Below are 17,997 nucleotides of genomic sequence, written 5' to 3' on the forward strand. Positions count from 1 at the left end.
CAGCTATTGCTGGATCCACTCCGCGCAGGAGTTCAGGTTCCGGTGCACGCTCTCGACGGCGGCCGTCTCGTCGTGCGCGGCGATGGCGTCGACGAGTTCGTCGTGGCCTTCGTGCGGGAGGCCGTTGAAGCCGGCGCGGCCCTGCTGCCGGAGCAGGTCGGCGTGGAAGACGACGCCGAAGCTGACGTACAGCTCGTGCAGCAGCGGGTTGCCCGAAGCCTGCGCCACGAGGACATGGAATTCCCAGTCGGCCCGGGCCCACCCGGCGTAATCCTCGGCCAGCCACGCGACACGGCGTGCCTCCAGCAGCGCGCGCATCGCCCCGACGTCGTCGGCGGTGGCGTGGCGGGCGGCGAGCCGGGCGGCCTGGGTGTCCAGTCCGACCCGGACCTCCAGGATGTGGACCTGGGAGTGGTCCCGGTACATGCGCTGGGCCGCGCCGGAGATCTCGCTGGTGGCGCGGACGTAGGTGCCGTCCCCGCGCCGGACTTCCAGCATGCCGCTGTGGGCGAGGGCCTTAATGGCCTCGCGCAGCGTGCCCCGGGAGACGCCGAGGGCGGCCATCAGCTCCGGTTCGGCCGGGATCCGCTGCTGCAGCGGCCATTCGCCGGAATGGATCAGCTCACGGAGCTTGGCGGTGATCTCCTCCACCAGCGGCGGACGGTGGGAGGTGGTGAGTGTCATGACTGAACCTCTCGGGCGGCGACCAGGGTGACCTTGGGTTTGGCGGTCAGCAGGTGCCCGACGGCGATCTGGCCCAAGGCCACGGCCAGCAGCAGGATCAGCGGCAGCGTCCAGGACCCGGTGGCGCTGTGCAGCAGCCCCATGCCGAAGGGGCCGAGCGTCGCCAGCAGGTAGCCCGCGGATTGCGCGACCGTGGACAGTGCCGTGGTTTCGGCGGTGGTGCGGCCGCTGCGGCTGATCATCACCATCACCAGCGGGAAGATGCCCAGCCCGAAGCCGAGCAGCACGGCGGTCAGCGGCGCCCAGGAGACCGGCAGGACCAGCATGGACAGGACACCCACGGCCATCGTGACCGTGGCCAGGTAAAACGCGGTGCGCTGCATCCGGGGGCGTGAGCCGATCGCGACCAGCACCATGCCCGCCGGGACGGAGACCAGCTGCATCAGGCCGAACATCAGCCCGCCCTCGGAGGCCGTCATGCCCAGCGTGACCAGCATGTAGGGGAACCAGCTCAGCACGGCGTAGGCCAGCAAAGCCTGGACGGTGAAACCGAGCGTGATCAGCACGCCCGTGCGGGTCCGCAGCAGGGGCCAGGGGGACACCCGGCCGGCCTTGACGGCGGGCGCGTTCCGGTGGGCGTGCAGCGCGATCGGCAGGAAGCCAAGGCAGGCGCCCAGCGCCAGGAACCCGATCGCCCCGACGCCGGCGGAGGGCGAGCCGAGCTGCTGCGCGACCGGCACGATCAGCACGGCAACAACGGTGGCGCCCGTCGTCATGGTCACGGTATACAGTGCCGTCATCAGCGACGTCCGGTGCGCGAAATAGACCCGGATGAAGGACGGCATCGCCACGTTGCAGATCGCCAGCCCGGACATCCCGACGACCGTGCCCGCCATCAACATGCCGGTGGTGGGGATCCCGCGGACCAGCAGACCGGCCGCGAGCAGCACCAGGGAGAGCAGGATCGCCTTCTCGAGCCCCAGGACCCGGGTGAGCCACGAGGTGGCGGCACCGGCCACGGCGAAGGACAAAGTCGGAATGGAGGGGATGATGGCGGCAATCAGCGGCCCGTAGCCCAGGACGGCCTGCAGGTCATGCAGGAGCGCGGCGGCGCCGGTGATGCCGGCGCGCAGGTTGAGGCCGATCAGCACGATCGCGACGACTCCGGCGATGATCACGCCGCGCGGTGCACGCACGACGGCGGGAGGTGCTGTTTGGGGAAGGGCGGACGCCGCCGTGCTGCTAGCCATTCCTAAAGGTTAGACGTTTGATGTTTGTGCTTTCATCTTTAGTGGCGAATATCTCGGCACGTGACGCTCCGGTGGACTTCACCCATTCCTGCAGGGCGACCAGCTCGCCCTGCAGCTTGGCCATCTCCGCCTCGTACTCTTTGCGGCCCATCTTCGTCCGGGCCCCGTCCTCGGCGCCCTGCTTGTTCTTCTTCTTTTTGCGGACCCACCCCTGCGTGGCCGGTGGGCCGGCGGGAAGGCGGCGGTCAGCGCGGGTGCCGCGCGCCCAGCCGCTGCACGGCCAGTGCAAGCCAGAGCTGCACCCGGTCCGCGGTCTGGGCCGGGTCGTAGCCGGTGAGCTCGGTGATCTGGGCCAGCCGGTACCGGACCGTGTTCCGGTGCAGCGTGAGCTCCTCCGCCACGGCCGCCACCGAGCCGTTGTTGTTCAGGTAGCTCTCCAGCGTCGTCAGCAGCTCGGCGCCGTGGGTGGCATCGAAGCTCCGGAGCGGGTTGAGGGACTCGTTGGCCATGTCCGCCAGCGGCACGTCCTCGCTGGCCAGCAGCAGCGAGGTCAGGCTGAGCCGCTCTGGTTCGTTCACGGGCAGGCCGTGGCTTGCCGCGTCGCGGGCCTCGAAGTAGCTCCAGCGCAGCCCGTTGGGCTTCGTGTACGCCCCGCCAATCCCGATCGTGGCGTGGATCCCCGCCTCGGCCAGATGGTCGCTGAGGCTCCTGGCCAGCGCACTGGCTCCGCTGCCGTCGTCGGGAATCACCACCACCAGATCCTTGCCGACCACGGCGCTCACCGACATTTCCAGCGGCTGCGGCAGCGAGGACGTGCCAAGCTGCTTGACGTGCGCGGCGGACTCGGCCAGCAGGACGACGTTCCGGCGGGTGCTGTTGACGCCGATGCCCGCGAGCCGCCGGGTGGCCTCGCTCGGCTCCAGGGTCCCGTGGATCACGTCCTCCAGGACCTGCCCCGCCAGGGCGCGCTGGGACTGCCGCTGCTTGACCATGTTGTTGAGCTCGACGCTGATCAGGTTCTGCGCGTACCCCACGATCCCCGAGTCCTCGAAGGGCTGCTTGACCCACAGTGTGCACGCGTCGCGGCGGCCGGTGGGAATCGGGAAGGACGCCCAGCCCTCGGCGCTCGGGGCGGGATGGCCGGCCACGCTGTTGTAGAGCTGGGCGGTGAACTGGGTCAGCACGATCTCGGTCCGCAGCATGGACCCTAGATGCTTGAGGAGTTCGGCCAGGCCGCCGCCGGTGAGCAGCGCGCGGGCCAGGATCTGGTGCCCGGCGATGAGCCGCTCCAGCTTGGTGAAGTGGTCCGCGGACTGGGCGTCGGCGACCAGCTTGCCGATGGCGATGAACGGCGTCTCGTACGGCACCTCCACCACCGGAAGCCCCCAGCGGTTGGCCTCGGCAATCAGGGCCGGCGGCACGGCGTCGTGCGTCAGGCCGACGCCAAAGCCGATGCCCACCGCCCCGGCGCGCTGGACCTGGCGGACGAAGCGGCGCTGTTCCGGGGCGCTCTTGAGCCGCATGCCCGTGGTGAGGACCAGTTCGCCGCCGTTGAGGAACCGCTGCGGGTCCTCCTGTTCGGTGACGGCCACCCAGACAATGTCCTCGTGCCAGGTGGTCTCCGCGAGGCCAGCCTTGGCGAGTTTGAGGGACGGCACCCCCAGCAGGGCGGCAAGTGAAATGGCCATGGATTCAGGATAACCGCGGGCTGGGCAAGCGCACTAAAATATGGCGGCAACGGTGTGCAGGTGACTATTCCCCGGGGTTGACCGGCTGGCATAGGCTCGGAGCAGTCTCATTGGGTCCTTTTCAGCGCGAAAGAGGTTGTACACCGTGGTTCAAACCTTGCAGAACTTCATCAACGGCGAGTTTGTCACTCCTGCCGGAACCGGGATGCTGGACATCGTCAATCCCACCAACGGCGAAGTCGTAGCGAAGTCGCCCGTCTCGGGGCAGGCCGACGTCGACGCCGCCATGACCGCTGCGAAGGACGCCTTCAAGAGCTGGAAGCACACGACGCCGGGGCAGCGCCAGCTGATGCTGCTCAAGCTCGCGGACGCCGTCGAGGCGAACAGCGACGAGCTCGTCGAGGCCCAGCACCGGAACACCGGCCAGGTCCGGTCCCTGATCGCCTCCGAGGAAGTTGCCGCCGGTGCGGACCAGCTGCGCTTCTTCGCCGGCGCCGCCCGCATCATGGAGGGCAAGTCCGCCGGAGAGTACTTCGAGGGCCACACCTCCTACGTCCGGCGCGAACCCATCGGCGTTGTCGCGCAGGTCGCGCCCTGGAACTACCCGTTCCTGATGGCCATCTGGAAGATCGGTCCCGCCCTGGCCGCGGGCAACACCGTGGTGCTCAAGCCCTCGGACACCACCCCGGAATCCACCCTCGTCCTGGCCCGTCTCGCCGGCGAGATCTTCCCGGCCGGCGTGCTCAACGTCGTCCTGGGCACCGGCGAGACCGGCGCCCTGATGGTGGAGCACAAGGTCCCCGGCCTGGTCTCCATCACCGGCTCCGTCCGGGCCGGCATCGCCGTCGCCTCCGGTGCCGCGAAGGGCCTCAAGCGCGCCCACCTGGAGCTTGGCGGCAAGGCTCCCGCCGTGGTGTTCGCCGACGCCGACATCAAGAAGAGCGCCGCGGCCATCGCCGAGTTCGCGTTCTTCAACGCCGGCCAGGACTGCACCGCGATCGCCCGGGTGCTGGTCCAGGACGCCGCCTACGACGATCTCGTGGCGGCCCTGGTGGAGCACACCAAGTCCCTTCGTACCGGCTCGCAGAATGACGAGGACAACTACTTCGGCCCGCTGAACAACGTCAACCACTTCAACACGGTCAAGGCCCTGGTGGAGTCCCTCCCGGAGAACTGCCGGATCGAGACCGGCGGCCACCAGGCCGGGGAGAAGGGGTTCTTCTTCGAGCCCACCATCGTCAGCGGCGCGAAGCAGAGCGACGACATCGTGCAGAAGGAAGCCTTCGGCCCGGTCATCACGGTGCAGAAGTTCAGCACCGAGGAAGAAGCCGTGGAGATGGCGAACGACGTCGACTACGCCCTCGCCTCCAGCGTCTGGACCTCCAACCACGGCACGGCCATGCGCCTGAGCCGCGACCTGGACTTCGGCGCCGTCTGGATCAACACCCACATCCTCCTCACCGCCGAAATGCCGCACGGAGGCTTCAAGCAGTCCGGCTACGGCAAGGACCTCTCCATGTACGGCGTGGAGGACTACACCCGCATCAAGCACGTCATGAGTGCGCTGGACGCATAATCCCCACCGGCTCCCTAACCTCGCTCCGCTTCGGCCAGGGAACCCTGCCGGCGTGGCCCCATTCAGCAAGAAAGGCTTTTCCATGACCACCACCGCGAATGACATCACCTACCGTCTTGAGCAGAAGCGGCGCGTCCAGGCCGACTTCCCGGGCCCCAAGTCCGTTGCCCTGACCGAGCGCCGCAAGGCCGTCGTGGCCGCAGGCGTCGCGTCCACCGTTCCCGTGTACGTCGCCGACGCCGACGGCGGCATCATCCACGACGTCGACGGCAACTCCTTCATCGACCTCGGCTCCGGCATCGCCGTGACCAGCGTCGGCGCCTCCGACCCCGCCGTCGTCGGCGCGGTCAAGGAAGCCGTGGAGCACTTCACCCACACCTGCTTTATGGTCACCCCCTACGAGGGTTACGTCGCCGTCGCGGAACAGCTGAACCGGCTCACCCCGGGCGACCACGAGAAGCGCACCGTGCTGTTCAACTCCGGTGCTGAAGCCGTCGAGAACGCCGTCAAAGTGGCCCGACTGGCTACCGGCCGGGACGCCGTCGTCGCCTTCGACCACGCCTACCACGGCCGCACCAACCTGACCATGGCGCTGACCGCCAAGGCCATGCCCTACAAGACCAACTTCGGCCCGTTCGCGCCCGAGGTCTACCGCATGCCGATGAGCTACCCGTACCGCGAGGAGAACCCGGCGATCACCGGTGCCGAGGCCGCCAAGCGCGCCATCACCATGATCGAGAAGCAGATCGGCGGCGAGCAGGTTGCCGCGATCATCATCGAGCCCATCCAGGGCGAGGGCGGCTTCATTGTCCCCGCCGAGGGCTTCCTCCCGGCGCTGGCAGCCTGGGCCAAGGACAAGGGCATCGTCTTCATCGCCGACGAGGTCCAGTCCGGTTTCTGCCGCACCGGCGAGTGGTTTGCCGTGAACCACGAGGGCGTCGTCCCTGACATCATCACCATGGCCAAGGGCATCGCCGGCGGTATGCCGCTGTCCGCCATCACCGGCCGCGCCGAGCTGCTCGACGCCGTCCACCCGGGCGGCCTCGGCGGCACCTACGGCGGCAACCCGGTGGCCTGCGCCGCGGCGCTGGCCTCGATCGGCTCCATGGAGCAGTACGGCCTCAATGCCCGTGCCAAGCACATCGAGGAGCTCGCCCTCGGCAAGCTGCGCGAACTGGCGACTGAACAGCCCGTGATCGGCGACGTCCGCGGACGCGGCGCCATGCTCGCGATCGAACTGGTCCAGGCCGGCTCGAAGGAGCAGAACCCGGAGCTGACCAAGGCCGTCGCCGCGGCCTGCCTCAAGGAGGGCGTCATCATCCTTACCTGCGGCACCTACGGCAACGTCATCCGCCTGCTGCCGCCGCTGGTCATCAGCGACGAGCTGCTGCTGGACGGCCTCCAGGTCCTGGCCGCGGCCATCAAGGCCAACGCCTAAGGCGGTCCGCCGGCCGCCAATCCAGCCGGCCATCCGGACACCGGATACCTCACACCAGCAGGGCCGCGGACACACCGTCCGCGGCTCTGCTGCGTTAAACTCGTGCTGTTTCTCCGGGAGCTACTTCCAGTTCGTGGCGTCGAGCTGGACCGCGACGACGTAGACGGGCTGGCCGCGCTCGATCTTCTCGACCTCCCAGACCCGCACCTTGGTCTCCGGCACCGGATCCGTCGGCCGGCCGACGCCGATCCCGTAGCTGACCACGCCCTCGAAGTCCCCGGCCGCGGCGTAGCTGGTGAGCGCCGGGTAGCCGAGCGCCGGGCCCGGTTCGCGCGTAATGGTGCTGGCCATGCCGTCCGCCGTATGCGCCTGGGCGCCGTGGAAGACCACTTTGAGGATCGCACCGGTGCCGGGCATGGAAACCGGCAGGCCACTGGCGTCGGCCAGCAATTCGGGCACAAACTCGATGTCGTAGCTCGGGAACCCGCCCAGGAACCGGAAGCTCAGCTGGTCGTAGGGCGGAGTCTCCACGGGGTGCGTCCCGGCTCCGATGGCGTACAGCGCGGGCAGGGGAGCGGCCGGCGGCGGAGAAATTGGCACCGGGTTCTCATGCGTTGCCCTGAACGGGCTGCCGGGGCCCGGCCAGGTCCAGTCGAGGGCGATCCTGGAGGAGATCACCCTGACGCCCGAATGCGGCGGAGCCGTTTCGTCAGTGTCGGCCGGAACGGTGGCTGACGCGGAAGGAGAAGCGGTCGACGTGGCGGGGGCCGTCGCGGTGGAGGTGGCGGTCGCAGTCGACGTGGCAGCGGGCGGGCTGGTTCCGCCGGTTTGCGGTGTGGACGGCGTACAGGCGGTGAGGGCCAGCAGCAGGGCCAACATCCCCAGGCCGGTGTTCCGTGTGGTGGCGCGGATCTTCCGGGTGTCAATCGCACTCATGATGAGCTCCCCTCGACCCTGCCAGCCTAGGGACGGATGATTGCCCTGCTCAGGGCCGAAAGTCACGGACTGACACGGCCAATTCCGGGCCCCGCTGGGCTAGAGTCGTTCCTACCACTGCAGGAAACGCAGACCGGCCGACGTCGCCCGGAACCCCCGGAGCAAAGCTGGCTTCTGCCACAGACCCATAAGGGGTTCATACATGCGATACGTAGTTGGCTATACCCCCAGCGACCGCGGCGCCGACGCCGTCGCGCTGGCCTCTGCCCTGGCCCGGGCCCAGGGCGCGCAACTTGACCTGGTCTACGTTGTGGACCGGCGGACCCCTTACGTCGCCCTGCACCCGGAGGGAAGCGGTGTCAGCGCCGCGGAGCAGGAGATGCTCACCGCGGAACGGGAGGGCCTGTCCCTCATCCCCAAGGACGTCGAGGCCAAGTTCCATGTCCGCCACGCGGACTCACACGCCGCCGGCCTCATTGATGCAGCCCTGGACTACGAGGCCGGACTGATCGTCGTCGGTGCCGCCAGCGCCGGACTGTTCAAGCGCTACACCATTGGCAGCGCGGCCAACGCCATGCTCCACGCCTCGCCCGTTCCGGTGGCCCTGGCCCCCCGGGGTTACCACCGCACGGAGCCGATCACCCGGCTGACCCTCGCGGTGGGCCAGCGTCCCGGCGCGGAGGCGGCGATCGACGTCGCGATCACGGCCGCGGAACGCCGCGGGGTCCCGCTGCGGCTGGTTTCCCTCGTGGAACTCGACGCCGAAGGGGACAGCGGCGAAAACATCAACGCGGCGCACATCCATGCCAATACCGTCCTCACCGCGGCCGCCCACCGGCTCCCGGAGGGGCACGACGTCACCGTTGAAGTGGCCCATGGCCGCACCATTGAGGAAGCGATCGACGACATCGACTGGGACGAGGGCGAGATCATGATCGTCGGTTCGTCCCGCCTGGCGGAGAAGAACAAACTGTTCATCGGCAGCACTGCCCACAAGGTGCTCCTGGCCCTGCCGGTCCCCATGGTGGTAGTTCCGCGCGAATACTCACGGATGCACACCAGCCCCGGGGTCTGACAAGGCCCGGAGTGCGCCGGCCCCCTGGGCCAGACTCAGGCGGCGGCGCGGGCCAGTTTCCGGTTCACGGAGTTCTTCCGGGCGGCGAGCAGCATGTCCACGGTGAGCACCAGCAACGCCAGCCAGACCACGCCGAAGCCGATCCAGCGGTCCGTCGTCATGGGCTCGTGGAACACGGCCAGCGCCACGATGAACTGCAGCACGGGAGCGAAGTACTGCAGCAGGCCGATCGTGGTCATCGGCAGCCGGCGGGCGGACGCGCCGAAGAACAGCAGCGGCACGGCGGTGATGATGCCCGACGCCGCAAGGAGCCAGAAGTGCCCGGGGCCGTGGGCTGCCAGCGTTGCCGCCCCGGTCAGTGCCAGGACGATCATCGCGGCGGCGGCCACCGGCGCCAGCACAATCGTCTCCACCGTGAGGCTGGTGATCGCATCAGCGCGCGGGCCGACGCGCTTCTTGACGAAGCCGTAGAGGCCGAAGCTCAGCGCCAGGGTCAGGGCGATCCACGGCAGTTTGCCGTAGGAGACGGTCAGGACGCCGACGGCGATGAAGCCGATGCCGACGGCGGCCCACTGCAGCGGCCGCAGTTTCTCCTTGAGCACCACCACGCCCAGCAGGACCGAGACGAGCGGGTTGATGAAGTAGCCCAGTGAGGCTTCGACCGCCTGCCCGGTGGTCACGCCGTAGACATAGGTCAGCCAGTTCACGGCGATCAGGACCGCGGCGATGATCAGCGGGAAGATCAGCGTGCGGTTCCGGAAAGCGGCCCCCAGGACGCGCCAGGAGCGGGTGATGGTGATCAGCAGGGCGCAGAACAGCAGTGACCAGAGCACGCGGTTGGCCACGATTTCCACCGCACCGGCCGGCTGCAGCAGGAAGAAGTAGAGGGGCATCAGCCCCCACAGGCCGTAGGCGCCGATCCCGAAGACGATTCCCGCCGTCGTGTCCGTGTCCACTGCCTTGAGGACGGCCGGCGGTCGCTTCGACGGGCTTCCGCCGGGGGCAGCGGTGCCCGGAGCGCTCAGCGCAGCGGGGGAGGGGGATCGGTCAGGGGTAGGCACAAGATCAATAACACCACCTGCGGGACCCCTATTCCTGCCATTCGGTCCGGCGGCGCCCCGGCGCCCGGATGCGGATCCCTGCGATGTCGGTCACCGGGGCGCCCAGACTTTCCTGCGGACATTTAGAATGGGGGATTGTGCGCTGCATGTGCTGGCGCCGTCGCTAAGACTCAGAAGGGCTCCCGGTGTCCAACTCGGCCAAAACTTCGCCTAACAGACCGTCCAAACGTCCGCTCCGCGTTGCGATTGTCGGCGCCGGACCGGCCGGCGTCTACGCCGCGGACATCCTGACGAAGTCCAACGAAGTCAAGGACGGCGACTTCGAGGTCAGCATCGACCTCTTCGAGGCCTACCCGGCCCCGTACGGACTGATCCGCTACGGCGTCGCCCCGGACCACCCCCGGATCAAGGGGATCGTGAACGCGCTGCACAAGGTCCTGGACCGCGGCGACATCCGTTTCCTCGGCAACGTCACCTACGGCCGCGACCTGACCCTGCACGATTTCCGCGCGTTCTACGACGCCGTGATCTTCTCCACCGGCGCCATCAAGGACGCGGAACTGGACATCCCCGGCGTCGAACTCGAGGGGTCCTTCGGCGGGGCAGACTTCGTCTCCTGGTACGACGGACACCCTGACGTCTCCCGCGACTGGCCGCTGGAGGCCAAGGAGATCGCGGTGATCGGCAACGGCAACGTGGCCCTCGACGTGGCCCGGATGCTGGTCAAACACGCCGACGATCTGCTGGTGACGGAAATCCCGGACAACGTCTACCAGGCACTCAAGAATTCCCCGGTCACGGACGTCCACGTGTTCGGCCGCCGCGGCCCCGCCCAGGTCAAATTCACGCCGCTGGAACTGCGCGAACTCTCCCACGCCCGGGACGTCGACATCGTCCTCTACCCGGAAGACTTCGAATTCGACGAGGCCTCGGACGAGGCGATCCGCAGCAACAACCAGATCCGCACCATGGTCAACACCCTGACCAACTGGCTCGTCGAGGAACACACCGAGGCCGAGGAGCCGTCCTCCCGCCGGCTGCACCTGCACTTCCTGCACAGCCCGGTGGAGATACACGACGACGCCGCCCACCCCGGCAAGGTCACCGGCATCAAGTTCGAGCGTATGCAGCTGGACGGCACCGGCAACGTCAAGGGAACGGGGGAGTACCTCGACTACCCGGTCCAGGCCGTCTACCGCGCGATCGGCTACCACGGCTCGCCGCTGGACGAACTGGAATACGACGCCCGCCGCGGCGTCATCCCCAACGAGGGCGGCCGGGTGCTCGACGCCGGGGGCAACCCCGTCCCGGGCATCTACACGACCGGCTGGATCAAGCGCGGCCCCGTGGGTCTGATCGGCCACACCAAGGGCGACGCGCTGGAGACCATCGGCTTCCTGCTCGAGGACCGGCTGAGCCTCCCGCCGGCGCAAAACCCGGACCCGCAGGCGATCATCGACCTCCTCGAGGAGCGCGGGATCGAATACACCACCTGGGAAGGCTGGAACCGGCTTGACGCCCACGAACTGGCCCTCGGCGCGGAGTGGACCGCCTCGGGAGACGCCAACGGCATCGCCCGGGAACGCATCAAGGTGGTTCCCCGCGAGGACATGGTGCAGATCTCCCGCGGTTAGGCGCCCGGCCCCACTGCCCAGGCCACCCCTTGCAGCCCCGGCCGAATCCGCTGCGGAAACGGACAGCCGCCACGCGGATCCACGTAGCGGCTGTCTGAATTCGGTGCGGAATCCGCGCGGGGGCAGGGAGCGGTGTGACAGGAGGACCCGCGCGCTCTGGCGGGCTTCCGGCACGCCCCGTAGACTCGACTGGACATGGCTGCCTCCGGCACGCCGTCGTGCCCGTCCGGTGGGAGTTCAATGAGGAATCCGATCCATCCGGCAGCCCTGCTCCCGCCAGCCGGCGGGGTCCCCGCAGCGCTGCGCCAGCAGTATGCCAGCGCCGGCCACGAGCAGCTGGATCCGCAGGGGCTCGTTTTCCCGGCCGACCTGCAGCTGCCCGGTCTCAGCAGCCTGATCCAGGAGTCCTGGCGGCGCTCGGCGCAGCTTCAGGCCAACCCGGACAACCCCGAGGCGCCGCTGGCGATGGACAGCGAAGAACTCGAAGAGTACCGGCGCCAGCACCCGCTGGCCGCCATCATGCCGGTCATCCACAAGCTCCTGGTCCTGCCCAGCCACGACAGCGGCATGCTGGTGGCCGTCGGGGACGAGGTGGGCCGGCTGCTCTGGGTCGAAGGAGATGCGGAAATGCGGCGCCGGGCCGAGGGCATGATGTTCGTTCCCGGGGCCGACTGGTCCGAGGCAACCGTGGGCACCAGCGCCCCCGGCACCGCCCTGGCCCTGGGCCGCGGCATCCAAATTTCCGGCGCCGAACACTACAAACGCTCCGTCCACCCGTGGAGCTGCACGGCCGTTCCGTTCCATGACCCGGATTCCGGCGCCGTGCTGGGCGTTGTCGACATCACCGGCACCGAGTCCGCCGTCGCACCGCACACCCTGTCCCTGGTCGAGGCCACCGTCGCCGCCGCCCAGGCGCACCTCCGCGTGGAGCGGCTTCAGCTCGCGGCCGCCAAGCAGTCCTCGCCGGCCCGACGCCGGGGCGCTGCCACCTCCGGGACCGCCCGGGACGGTGGCGGGACCGCCGGCAGCCTTTACCGCAACAGCCTCCAGCTCCTCGGCCGCGACCAGGCGCTGCTCAGCATCGACGGCCGCACCGTGGCGCTGTCCGCCCGGCACAGCGAAATCCTGGCCCTGCTCAGCACCCACCCCGAAGGGCTCAACGCCGAGGAACTGTGTGCCCTGCTGTACCCGGGGGACGCTTCCACCATGACGCTGCGGGCCGAGATGGTCCGGCTGCGCAAAGTCCTCCAGCAGCTCAACCCGGCCGCTGTTCCGGACTCACGGCCCTACCGGCTGCCGCTGGACCTGGTGCCGGACTCCGGCCAGGTCCTGAACTGCCTGCAGCGCGGCGCCCACCGAATCGCCCTGGAGATCTACCGCGGCGCCGTCCTGCCCCGCTCCGAGGCCCCCGGCATCGCCGAACTGCGGACCCGGGTGTCCTCCCTGCTCCGCGACGCGGTCCTGACGGACGGCAGCGCCGAATCGCTCCTGAGGTTTGCCGAGCTGCCCGAGGCGAGGGACGACGTCGAGGTCCGGATCGCGGCGCTGAAACTCCTGCCGCCGCGTTCGCCCAAGCGGGCCGCCGTCGTCGCTGACCTGGAACGGCTCGAGGCGGAACTCAGCGCCTGACCCGACGCAACCTCCGGGACTGACTGCTGAACTGACAGCAGAAGTGACCCGGATCACGTAGTTGCAACCTGACTGCAACCTCCTTGCTCCTAGGCTGAACGCAACGGTGGCGCCGACATCTGGCCGCCACTATCTTGCACAGCAAAGGAGCTAGCAATGACTGTTTACTCACAGCCCGGCACCGAGGGCTCGAAGGTCACCTTCAAGGACCGCTACGAGAACTGGATCGGCGGCGAATGGGTCGCCCCGGTCAAGGGCCAGTACTTCGAGAACATCACCCCCGTCACGGGCAAGGCCTTCTGTGAGGTGGCCCGCGGCACCGCCGAGGACATTGAACTGGCGCTGGACGCCGCCCACAAGATTGCGCCGTCCTGGGGCAAGACCTCCGTCGCCGAGCGCGCCGCGATCCTGAACAAGATCGCCGACCGGATCGACGAGAACCTCGAGATGCTCGCGGTCGCCGAATCCTGGGACAACGGCAAGCCGATCCGCGAAACCCTCAACGCGGACATTCCGCTCGCCGCGGACCACTTCCGCTACTTCGCCTCCGCCGTCCGCGCCCAGGAAGGCCGGCTGTCCCAGCTCGACGACGACACCACCGCATACCACTACCACGAGCCGCTCGGCGTCGTCGGCCAGATCATCCCCTGGAACTTCCCGATCCTGATGGCCGTCTGGAAGCTCGCCCCGGCCCTGGCCGCCGGCAACGCCGTCGTCCTGAAGCCGGCCGAGCAGACCCCGTCCTCGATCTTGGTCCTGATGGAACTCATCGGCGACCTGCTGCCGGCCGGTGTCCTCAACGTCGTCAACGGCTTCGGCGTCGAGGCCGGCAAGCCGCTGGCCTCCAGCCCCCGGATCCGGAAGATCGCCTTCACCGGCGAAACCTCCACCGGCCGGCTGATCAGCCAGTACGCCAGCCAGAACCTGATCCCGGTCACCCTGGAATTGGGCGGCAAGAGCCCCAACATCTTCTTCAACGACGTTGCCGACACCGACGACGCGTTCTACGACAAGGCACAGGAAGGCTTCGCCCTCTTTGCCTTCAACCAGGGCGAAGTCTGCACCTGCCCGTCCCGCGCCCTGGTCCAGGAAGACATCTACGATTCCTTCATGGCCGACGCCGTGGCCCGGGTCGAGAAGATCATCCAGGGCAACCCGCTGGACACCGAAACCCAGCTCGGCGCCCAGGCCTCCAACGACCAGCTGGAAAAGATCCTGTCCTACATCGACATCGGCAAGCAGGAGGGCGCCAAGATCCTCACCGGCGGCGCCCGGGCCGAACTGCCCGGCGACCTGGCCGGCGGCTACTACGTCCAGCCGACCATCTTCGAAGGCCACAACAAGATGCGGATCTTCCAGGAGGAAATCTTCGGCCCGGTGGTGTCCGTGACCCGCTTCAGCGACTACAACGACGCCATGGGCATCGCCAACGACACCCTCTACGGCCTCGGCGCCGGTGTCTGGTCCCGTAACGGCAACGTCGCCTACCGCGCCGGCCGCGAGATCCAGGCCGGCCGCGTCTGGGTGAACAACTACCACGCCTACCCGGCGGGCGCTGCCTTCGGTGGCTACAAGTCCTCCGGCATCGGCCGCGAGAACCACTCGATGATGCTGGACCACTACCAGCAGACCAAGAACCTCCTGGTCAGCTACAACGAGAACAAGCTCGGCTTCTTCTAGGCCGCACCAAACCCGGGCGGGGTGGATCGGAAAAGATCCGCCCCGCCCGCACCACCTGTGCACCTACGGGGAAGGACGCCGCCTCACTGCACACGATTTTCAGCCCCACCCATGCTTGATGACGCAAGGATTTCGCTATGACGACGACAACGACGACGACGACCATGCAAGCCGCAGTAGTAACCGAATTCGGCAAGGACCTGCAGATCCAGACCCTCCCCGTTCCCGTTCCGGGCCGGGGCCAGGCCCTCGTCAAGGTGCTCACCACCGGCGTCTGCCACACCGACCTCCACGCCGCGGTAGGCGACTGGCCGGTGAAGCCGAGCCCGCCGTTCATCCCCGGCCACGAAGGCGTCGGCGAAGTGGTTGCCCTCGGTGAGGGCGTCACCGACCTCGCCGTCGGCGACCTTGTCGGCAATGCCTGGCTCTGGTCCGCCTGCGGCGATTGCCAGTACTGCCGCACCGGTTGGGAGACCCTGTGCGAAGCGCAGCAGAACGCCGGCTACAGCGTTGACGGCTCCTTCGGCGAGTACATGCTGGTGGACACGCGCTTCGCGGCCCGGATCCCGGCCGGCACGGACCCCGTGGAGGTGGCCCCGGTGCTCTGCGCCGGAGTGACCGTCTACAAGGGACTCAAAATGACCGAGGCGCGCCCCGGCCAGTGGGTCACCATTTCCGGCATCGGCGGGCTCGGCCACATCGCCGTCCAGTACGCGGTTGCCATGGGTCTCCGTGTTGCTGCCGTGGATATCGCCGATGACAAGCTGGCCCTGGCCAAGAAGCACGGTGCGGAACTGACCGTCAATGCCCTGCACGAAGATCCCGCCGAAGTCATTCAGCGCGAAACCGGAGGTTGCCATGGAGTCCTGGTCACGGCGGTGCACCCGTCAGCATTCGGCCAGGCGATCGGGATGGCCCGCCGCGGCGGAACGATTGTGTTCAACGGCCTGCCGCCGGGTGACTTTCCGGCGCCAATCTTCGAGATTGTGCTCAAGGGCCTGACCGTCCGCGGCTCCATTGTGGGAACCCGGCAGGACCTGCAGGAGGCCCTGGAGTTCTACGCCGAGGGCAAGATCCACCCCACCGTCTCCACCCGGGAGCTCTCCGAAGTCAATGCCGTCCTCGACGAGATGAAGCACGCCAAGATCGACGGCCGCGTGGTCATCAAGTACTGATCAGAAAAGGACTCTGATGCCATCGACAAAGCTCGACGCCGCCGTCACCCTTCCCGGGGAGGACTTCTCCCGGGTGGCGCTCACCCCCGTGGCGGTGGAACTGCTGCGCAAGCTGTGGCTCCAGCACGGACCGCTGATGTTCCATCAGTCCGGCGGCTGCTGCGACGGGTCCTCACCAATGTGTTACCCCGCGGGGGAGTTCATCACCGGCGACTCGGATGTGCAGTTGGGCCTGTTCGACATTTCCGACGGTCTGCAGCCGCAGACGATCGAGTTCTGGATGTCGAAGGAACAGTTCAACTACTGGAGCCACACCCACCTGACCGTGGACGTGGTGCCGGGCCGGGGAAGTGGTTTCTCGGTGGAAGCGCCCGAGGGCAAACGGTTCCTGATCCGGTCAACGCTGATGGACTGGCCGGTCTAAACCGGAACGGGTTACGCGCGAGCGGGCCGCGCAGGGGAACCTGCGCGGCCCGCTTTTGCGCGTCTCACCATGTGGGATAAAAATGGCCGTCCAGTGGATGGACACTAATATAGGTAGGTCTGTTTCCACCAAGCTATCGAGATTGTGGACTTTTCTATGAACCTCTTCCGGACCAAGTCGATCGAGCAGTCCATGTCGGATGCTGATGAACCCGGACGGCAGCTGAAGCGCTCGCTCAGTTCCTGGGACCTGATGATCATGGGCGTCGCCGTTGCCGTCGGCGCCGGCATCTTTTCGGTGGGCGCCAAGGCTGCAGCAAACTTCGCCGGCCCTGCCGTCACCCTGTCCTTCGCCATTGCCGCCGTCACCTGTGCGCTGGCGATCATGTGCTACGCCGAGTTCGCCACGGCCATCCCCGTGGCCGGCTCCGCCTATGTCTTCACCTACGCCACCATGGGTGAGCTGCTGGCCTGGATCATCGGCTGGAACCTCATCCTCGAGCTGTTCACCGCCGGTGCGGTGATCGCCAAGTACTGGGGCATCTACCTCAGCAAGGTCTTCGCGCTCATGGGCGTCGATATTCCGCCGTCGATCTCCCTGGGCGGCGTGGACCTCTACTGGGGTGCCTTCCTGATTGTCGCCGTGTTCACCGTGCTGCTGGTGATGGGGACGAAGCTGTCCGCCCGCGTCGGCAACATCTTCACGCTGGTCAAGATCGGCGTCGTGCTCTTTGTGATCGTGGTGGGCTTCAGCTACGTGAAGTTCGAGAACTACGCTCCGTTCGTTCCGACCTCCGAGCCGACCGGGGGCACCGGCGCCGCCGACGTCATGAAGCAGTCCTTCTTCGCTTTCCTTACCGGCGCCGCCCCGGCACAGTACGGCACGCTGGGCATCTTCGCCGGTGCCGCCCTGGTCTTCTTCGCCTTCATCGGTTTCGACGTCGTCGCCACCTCGGCCGAGGAGGTTAAAAACCCGCAGAAGACCCTGCCCCGCGGCATCTTCGGCGGCCTCGCCGTCGTCACGGTCCTGTACATCCTGGTGTCCCTCGCGCTGACCGGCATGGTGTCCTATACGGAACTGGCCAAGGCCGAGAACCCCACGCTGACCACGGCGTTCGAGGCGGTCGGCAACACCGACGCCGCCAAGATCATCGCCTTCGGCTCGCTCGTGGGCCTGACCACCGTGATCATGGTGCTGCTCATGGGCCTCTCCCGGGTGGTGCTGGCGATGAGCCGCGACGGACTGCTGCCGCGCTCGCTGTCCAAGACCAGCACCATCCGTGCGACGCCGGTCCGCCTCCAGGTGATCTGTGGCGCCGCCGTGGCCGTTGTTGCGGGGCTCACCAACGTGGACCTGCTGGAGGAAATGATCAACATCGGCACGCTGTCCGCGTTCGTGACGGTCAGCATCGGCGTCCTGGTGCTGCGCAAGAAGCGCCCGGACCTCACGCCCGCGTTCCGGGTGCCGTTCGGCAAAGTGCTCCCCATCGTCTCTGCCGTCCTGTGCCTGTACCTCATGACCAACCTGGCCGTGGAGACCTGGATCTTCTTCGCCGTCTGGCTCGTGATCGGCGTGGTCATCTACTTCTCCTACGGCCAGCGTCACTCCCGGCTGAACGAAAGGTTCGCCGAGGCCAAGGCCTCGGTCGATGGCCCCGCCGATAAGAGCGCAGCCGTTGCCGACGCCAAGGCCGCTGCCAAGGCGGGAGCCAGCGCCAGCTAAGGAGTCGACCCCGCTCCCTATGATG

15 protein-coding genes are annotated in these 17,997 nt (G+C 67.7%); 9 read left to right on the forward strand and 6 right to left on the reverse strand.

The window, feature by feature from the left end:
• Window positions 1-3: 3 nt before the first annotated feature.
• The 4 genes from AC50YC_RS01495 to AC50YC_RS01510 all read right to left on the reverse strand — a co-directional run bounded on the left by AC50YC_RS01495 (window position 4) and on the right by AC50YC_RS01510 (window position 3,622).
• Window positions 4-684 (reverse strand): FadR/GntR family transcriptional regulator, encoded by a 681-nt coding sequence (locus AC50YC_RS01495; protein ID WP_494951878.1) that lies wholly within the window; start codon window positions 682-684, stop codon window positions 4-6.
• The gene (locus AC50YC_RS01500; protein WP_494951879.1) at window positions 681-1,934 is read right to left on the reverse strand and encodes an MFS transporter; all 1,254 of its coding nucleotides are present in this window, start codon (window positions 1,932-1,934) and stop codon (window positions 681-683) included. Before AC50YC_RS01500 ends, AC50YC_RS01495 begins: the two co-directional genes overlap by 4 nt.
• Entirely contained in the window at window positions 1,927-2,058 is a 132-nt protein-coding gene (locus AC50YC_RS01505; protein ID WP_494951880.1) for a hypothetical protein, read from the reverse strand. Before AC50YC_RS01505 ends, AC50YC_RS01500 begins: the two co-directional genes overlap by 8 nt.
• Window positions 2,059-2,179: 121 nt before the next feature.
• Window positions 2,180-3,622 (reverse strand): PucR family transcriptional regulator, encoded by a 1,443-nt coding sequence (locus tag AC50YC_RS01510; RefSeq protein ID WP_494951881.1) that lies wholly within the window; start codon window positions 3,620-3,622, stop codon window positions 2,180-2,182.
• 145 nt (window positions 3,623-3,767) lie between these two features.
• Between AC50YC_RS01510 and AC50YC_RS01515 the strand changes: the two genes are divergently transcribed.
• Window positions 3,768-5,198, forward strand: a complete 1,431-nt coding sequence (locus tag AC50YC_RS01515) for a gamma-aminobutyraldehyde dehydrogenase (protein ID WP_494951882.1) — start codon at window positions 3,768-3,770, stop codon at window positions 5,196-5,198.
• An 82-nt stretch (window positions 5,199-5,280) separates the two neighbouring features.
• A complete protein-coding gene (gene gabT / locus AC50YC_RS01520; RefSeq protein WP_494951883.1) occupies window positions 5,281-6,636 on the forward strand; it encodes a 4-aminobutyrate--2-oxoglutarate transaminase in 1,356 nt (451 codons plus the stop codon).
• A 120-nt stretch (window positions 6,637-6,756) separates the two neighbouring features.
• On the opposite strand, the gene AC50YC_RS01525 is transcribed toward gabT, so the two are convergent.
• The gene (locus AC50YC_RS01525) at window positions 6,757-7,572 is read right to left on the reverse strand and encodes an AMIN-like domain-containing (lipo)protein (protein WP_494951884.1); all 816 of its coding nucleotides are present in this window, start codon (window positions 7,570-7,572) and stop codon (window positions 6,757-6,759) included.
• Between the two features lie 202 nt (window positions 7,573-7,774).
• On the opposite strand from AC50YC_RS01525, the gene AC50YC_RS01530 reads away from it, so the two are divergent.
• Window positions 7,775-8,647, forward strand: coding sequence for a universal stress protein (locus AC50YC_RS01530; protein ID WP_494951885.1), 873 nt, complete (start codon window positions 7,775-7,777; stop codon window positions 8,645-8,647).
• A gap of 35 nt (window positions 8,648-8,682) precedes the next feature.
• Here the strand turns inward: AC50YC_RS01530 and rarD are convergent, their stop codons facing one another.
• The gene (gene rarD, locus AC50YC_RS01535; protein ID WP_494951886.1) at window positions 8,683-9,708 is read right to left on the reverse strand and encodes an EamA family transporter RarD; all 1,026 of its coding nucleotides are present in this window, start codon (window positions 9,706-9,708) and stop codon (window positions 8,683-8,685) included.
• 185 nt (window positions 9,709-9,893) lie between these two features.
• Here rarD and AC50YC_RS01540 point away from each other — a divergent pair, with 185 nt between their 5' ends.
• From AC50YC_RS01540 to AC50YC_RS01565, 6 genes are all read left to right on the forward strand, one after another.
• Window positions 9,894-11,342, forward strand: coding sequence for an FAD-dependent oxidoreductase (locus AC50YC_RS01540; RefSeq protein ID WP_494951887.1), 1,449 nt, complete (start codon window positions 9,894-9,896; stop codon window positions 11,340-11,342).
• A 240-nt stretch (window positions 11,343-11,582) separates the two neighbouring features.
• Entirely contained in the window at window positions 11,583-12,971 is a 1,389-nt protein-coding gene (locus tag AC50YC_RS01545) for a GAF domain-containing protein (protein ID WP_494951888.1), read from the forward strand.
• 156 nt (window positions 12,972-13,127) lie between these two features.
• Complete coding sequence (exaC, locus tag AC50YC_RS01550) at window positions 13,128-14,651, forward strand: acetaldehyde dehydrogenase ExaC (RefSeq protein WP_494951889.1); 1,524 nt, start codon at window positions 13,128-13,130, stop codon at window positions 14,649-14,651.
• A 164-nt stretch (window positions 14,652-14,815) separates the two neighbouring features.
• On the forward strand, window positions 14,816-15,826 hold the full coding sequence (gene adhP, locus AC50YC_RS01555; protein ID WP_494952165.1) for an alcohol dehydrogenase AdhP: 1,011 nt from the start codon (window positions 14,816-14,818) through the stop codon (window positions 15,824-15,826).
• 16 nt (window positions 15,827-15,842) lie between these two features.
• Window positions 15,843-16,250 carry a DUF779 domain-containing protein gene (locus AC50YC_RS01560; protein WP_494951890.1) on the forward strand — a complete coding sequence of 136 codons (408 nt, stop codon included), beginning with the start codon at window positions 15,843-15,845 and terminating at the stop codon, window positions 16,248-16,250.
• A gap of 156 nt (window positions 16,251-16,406) precedes the next feature.
• On the forward strand, window positions 16,407-17,972 hold the full coding sequence (locus AC50YC_RS01565; protein WP_494951891.1) for an amino acid permease: 1,566 nt from the start codon (window positions 16,407-16,409) through the stop codon (window positions 17,970-17,972).
• The last annotated feature ends 25 nt before the right edge of the window (window positions 17,973-17,997 follow it).

It is taken from the genome of Pseudarthrobacter sp. MDT1-56 (assembly GCF_059383555.1).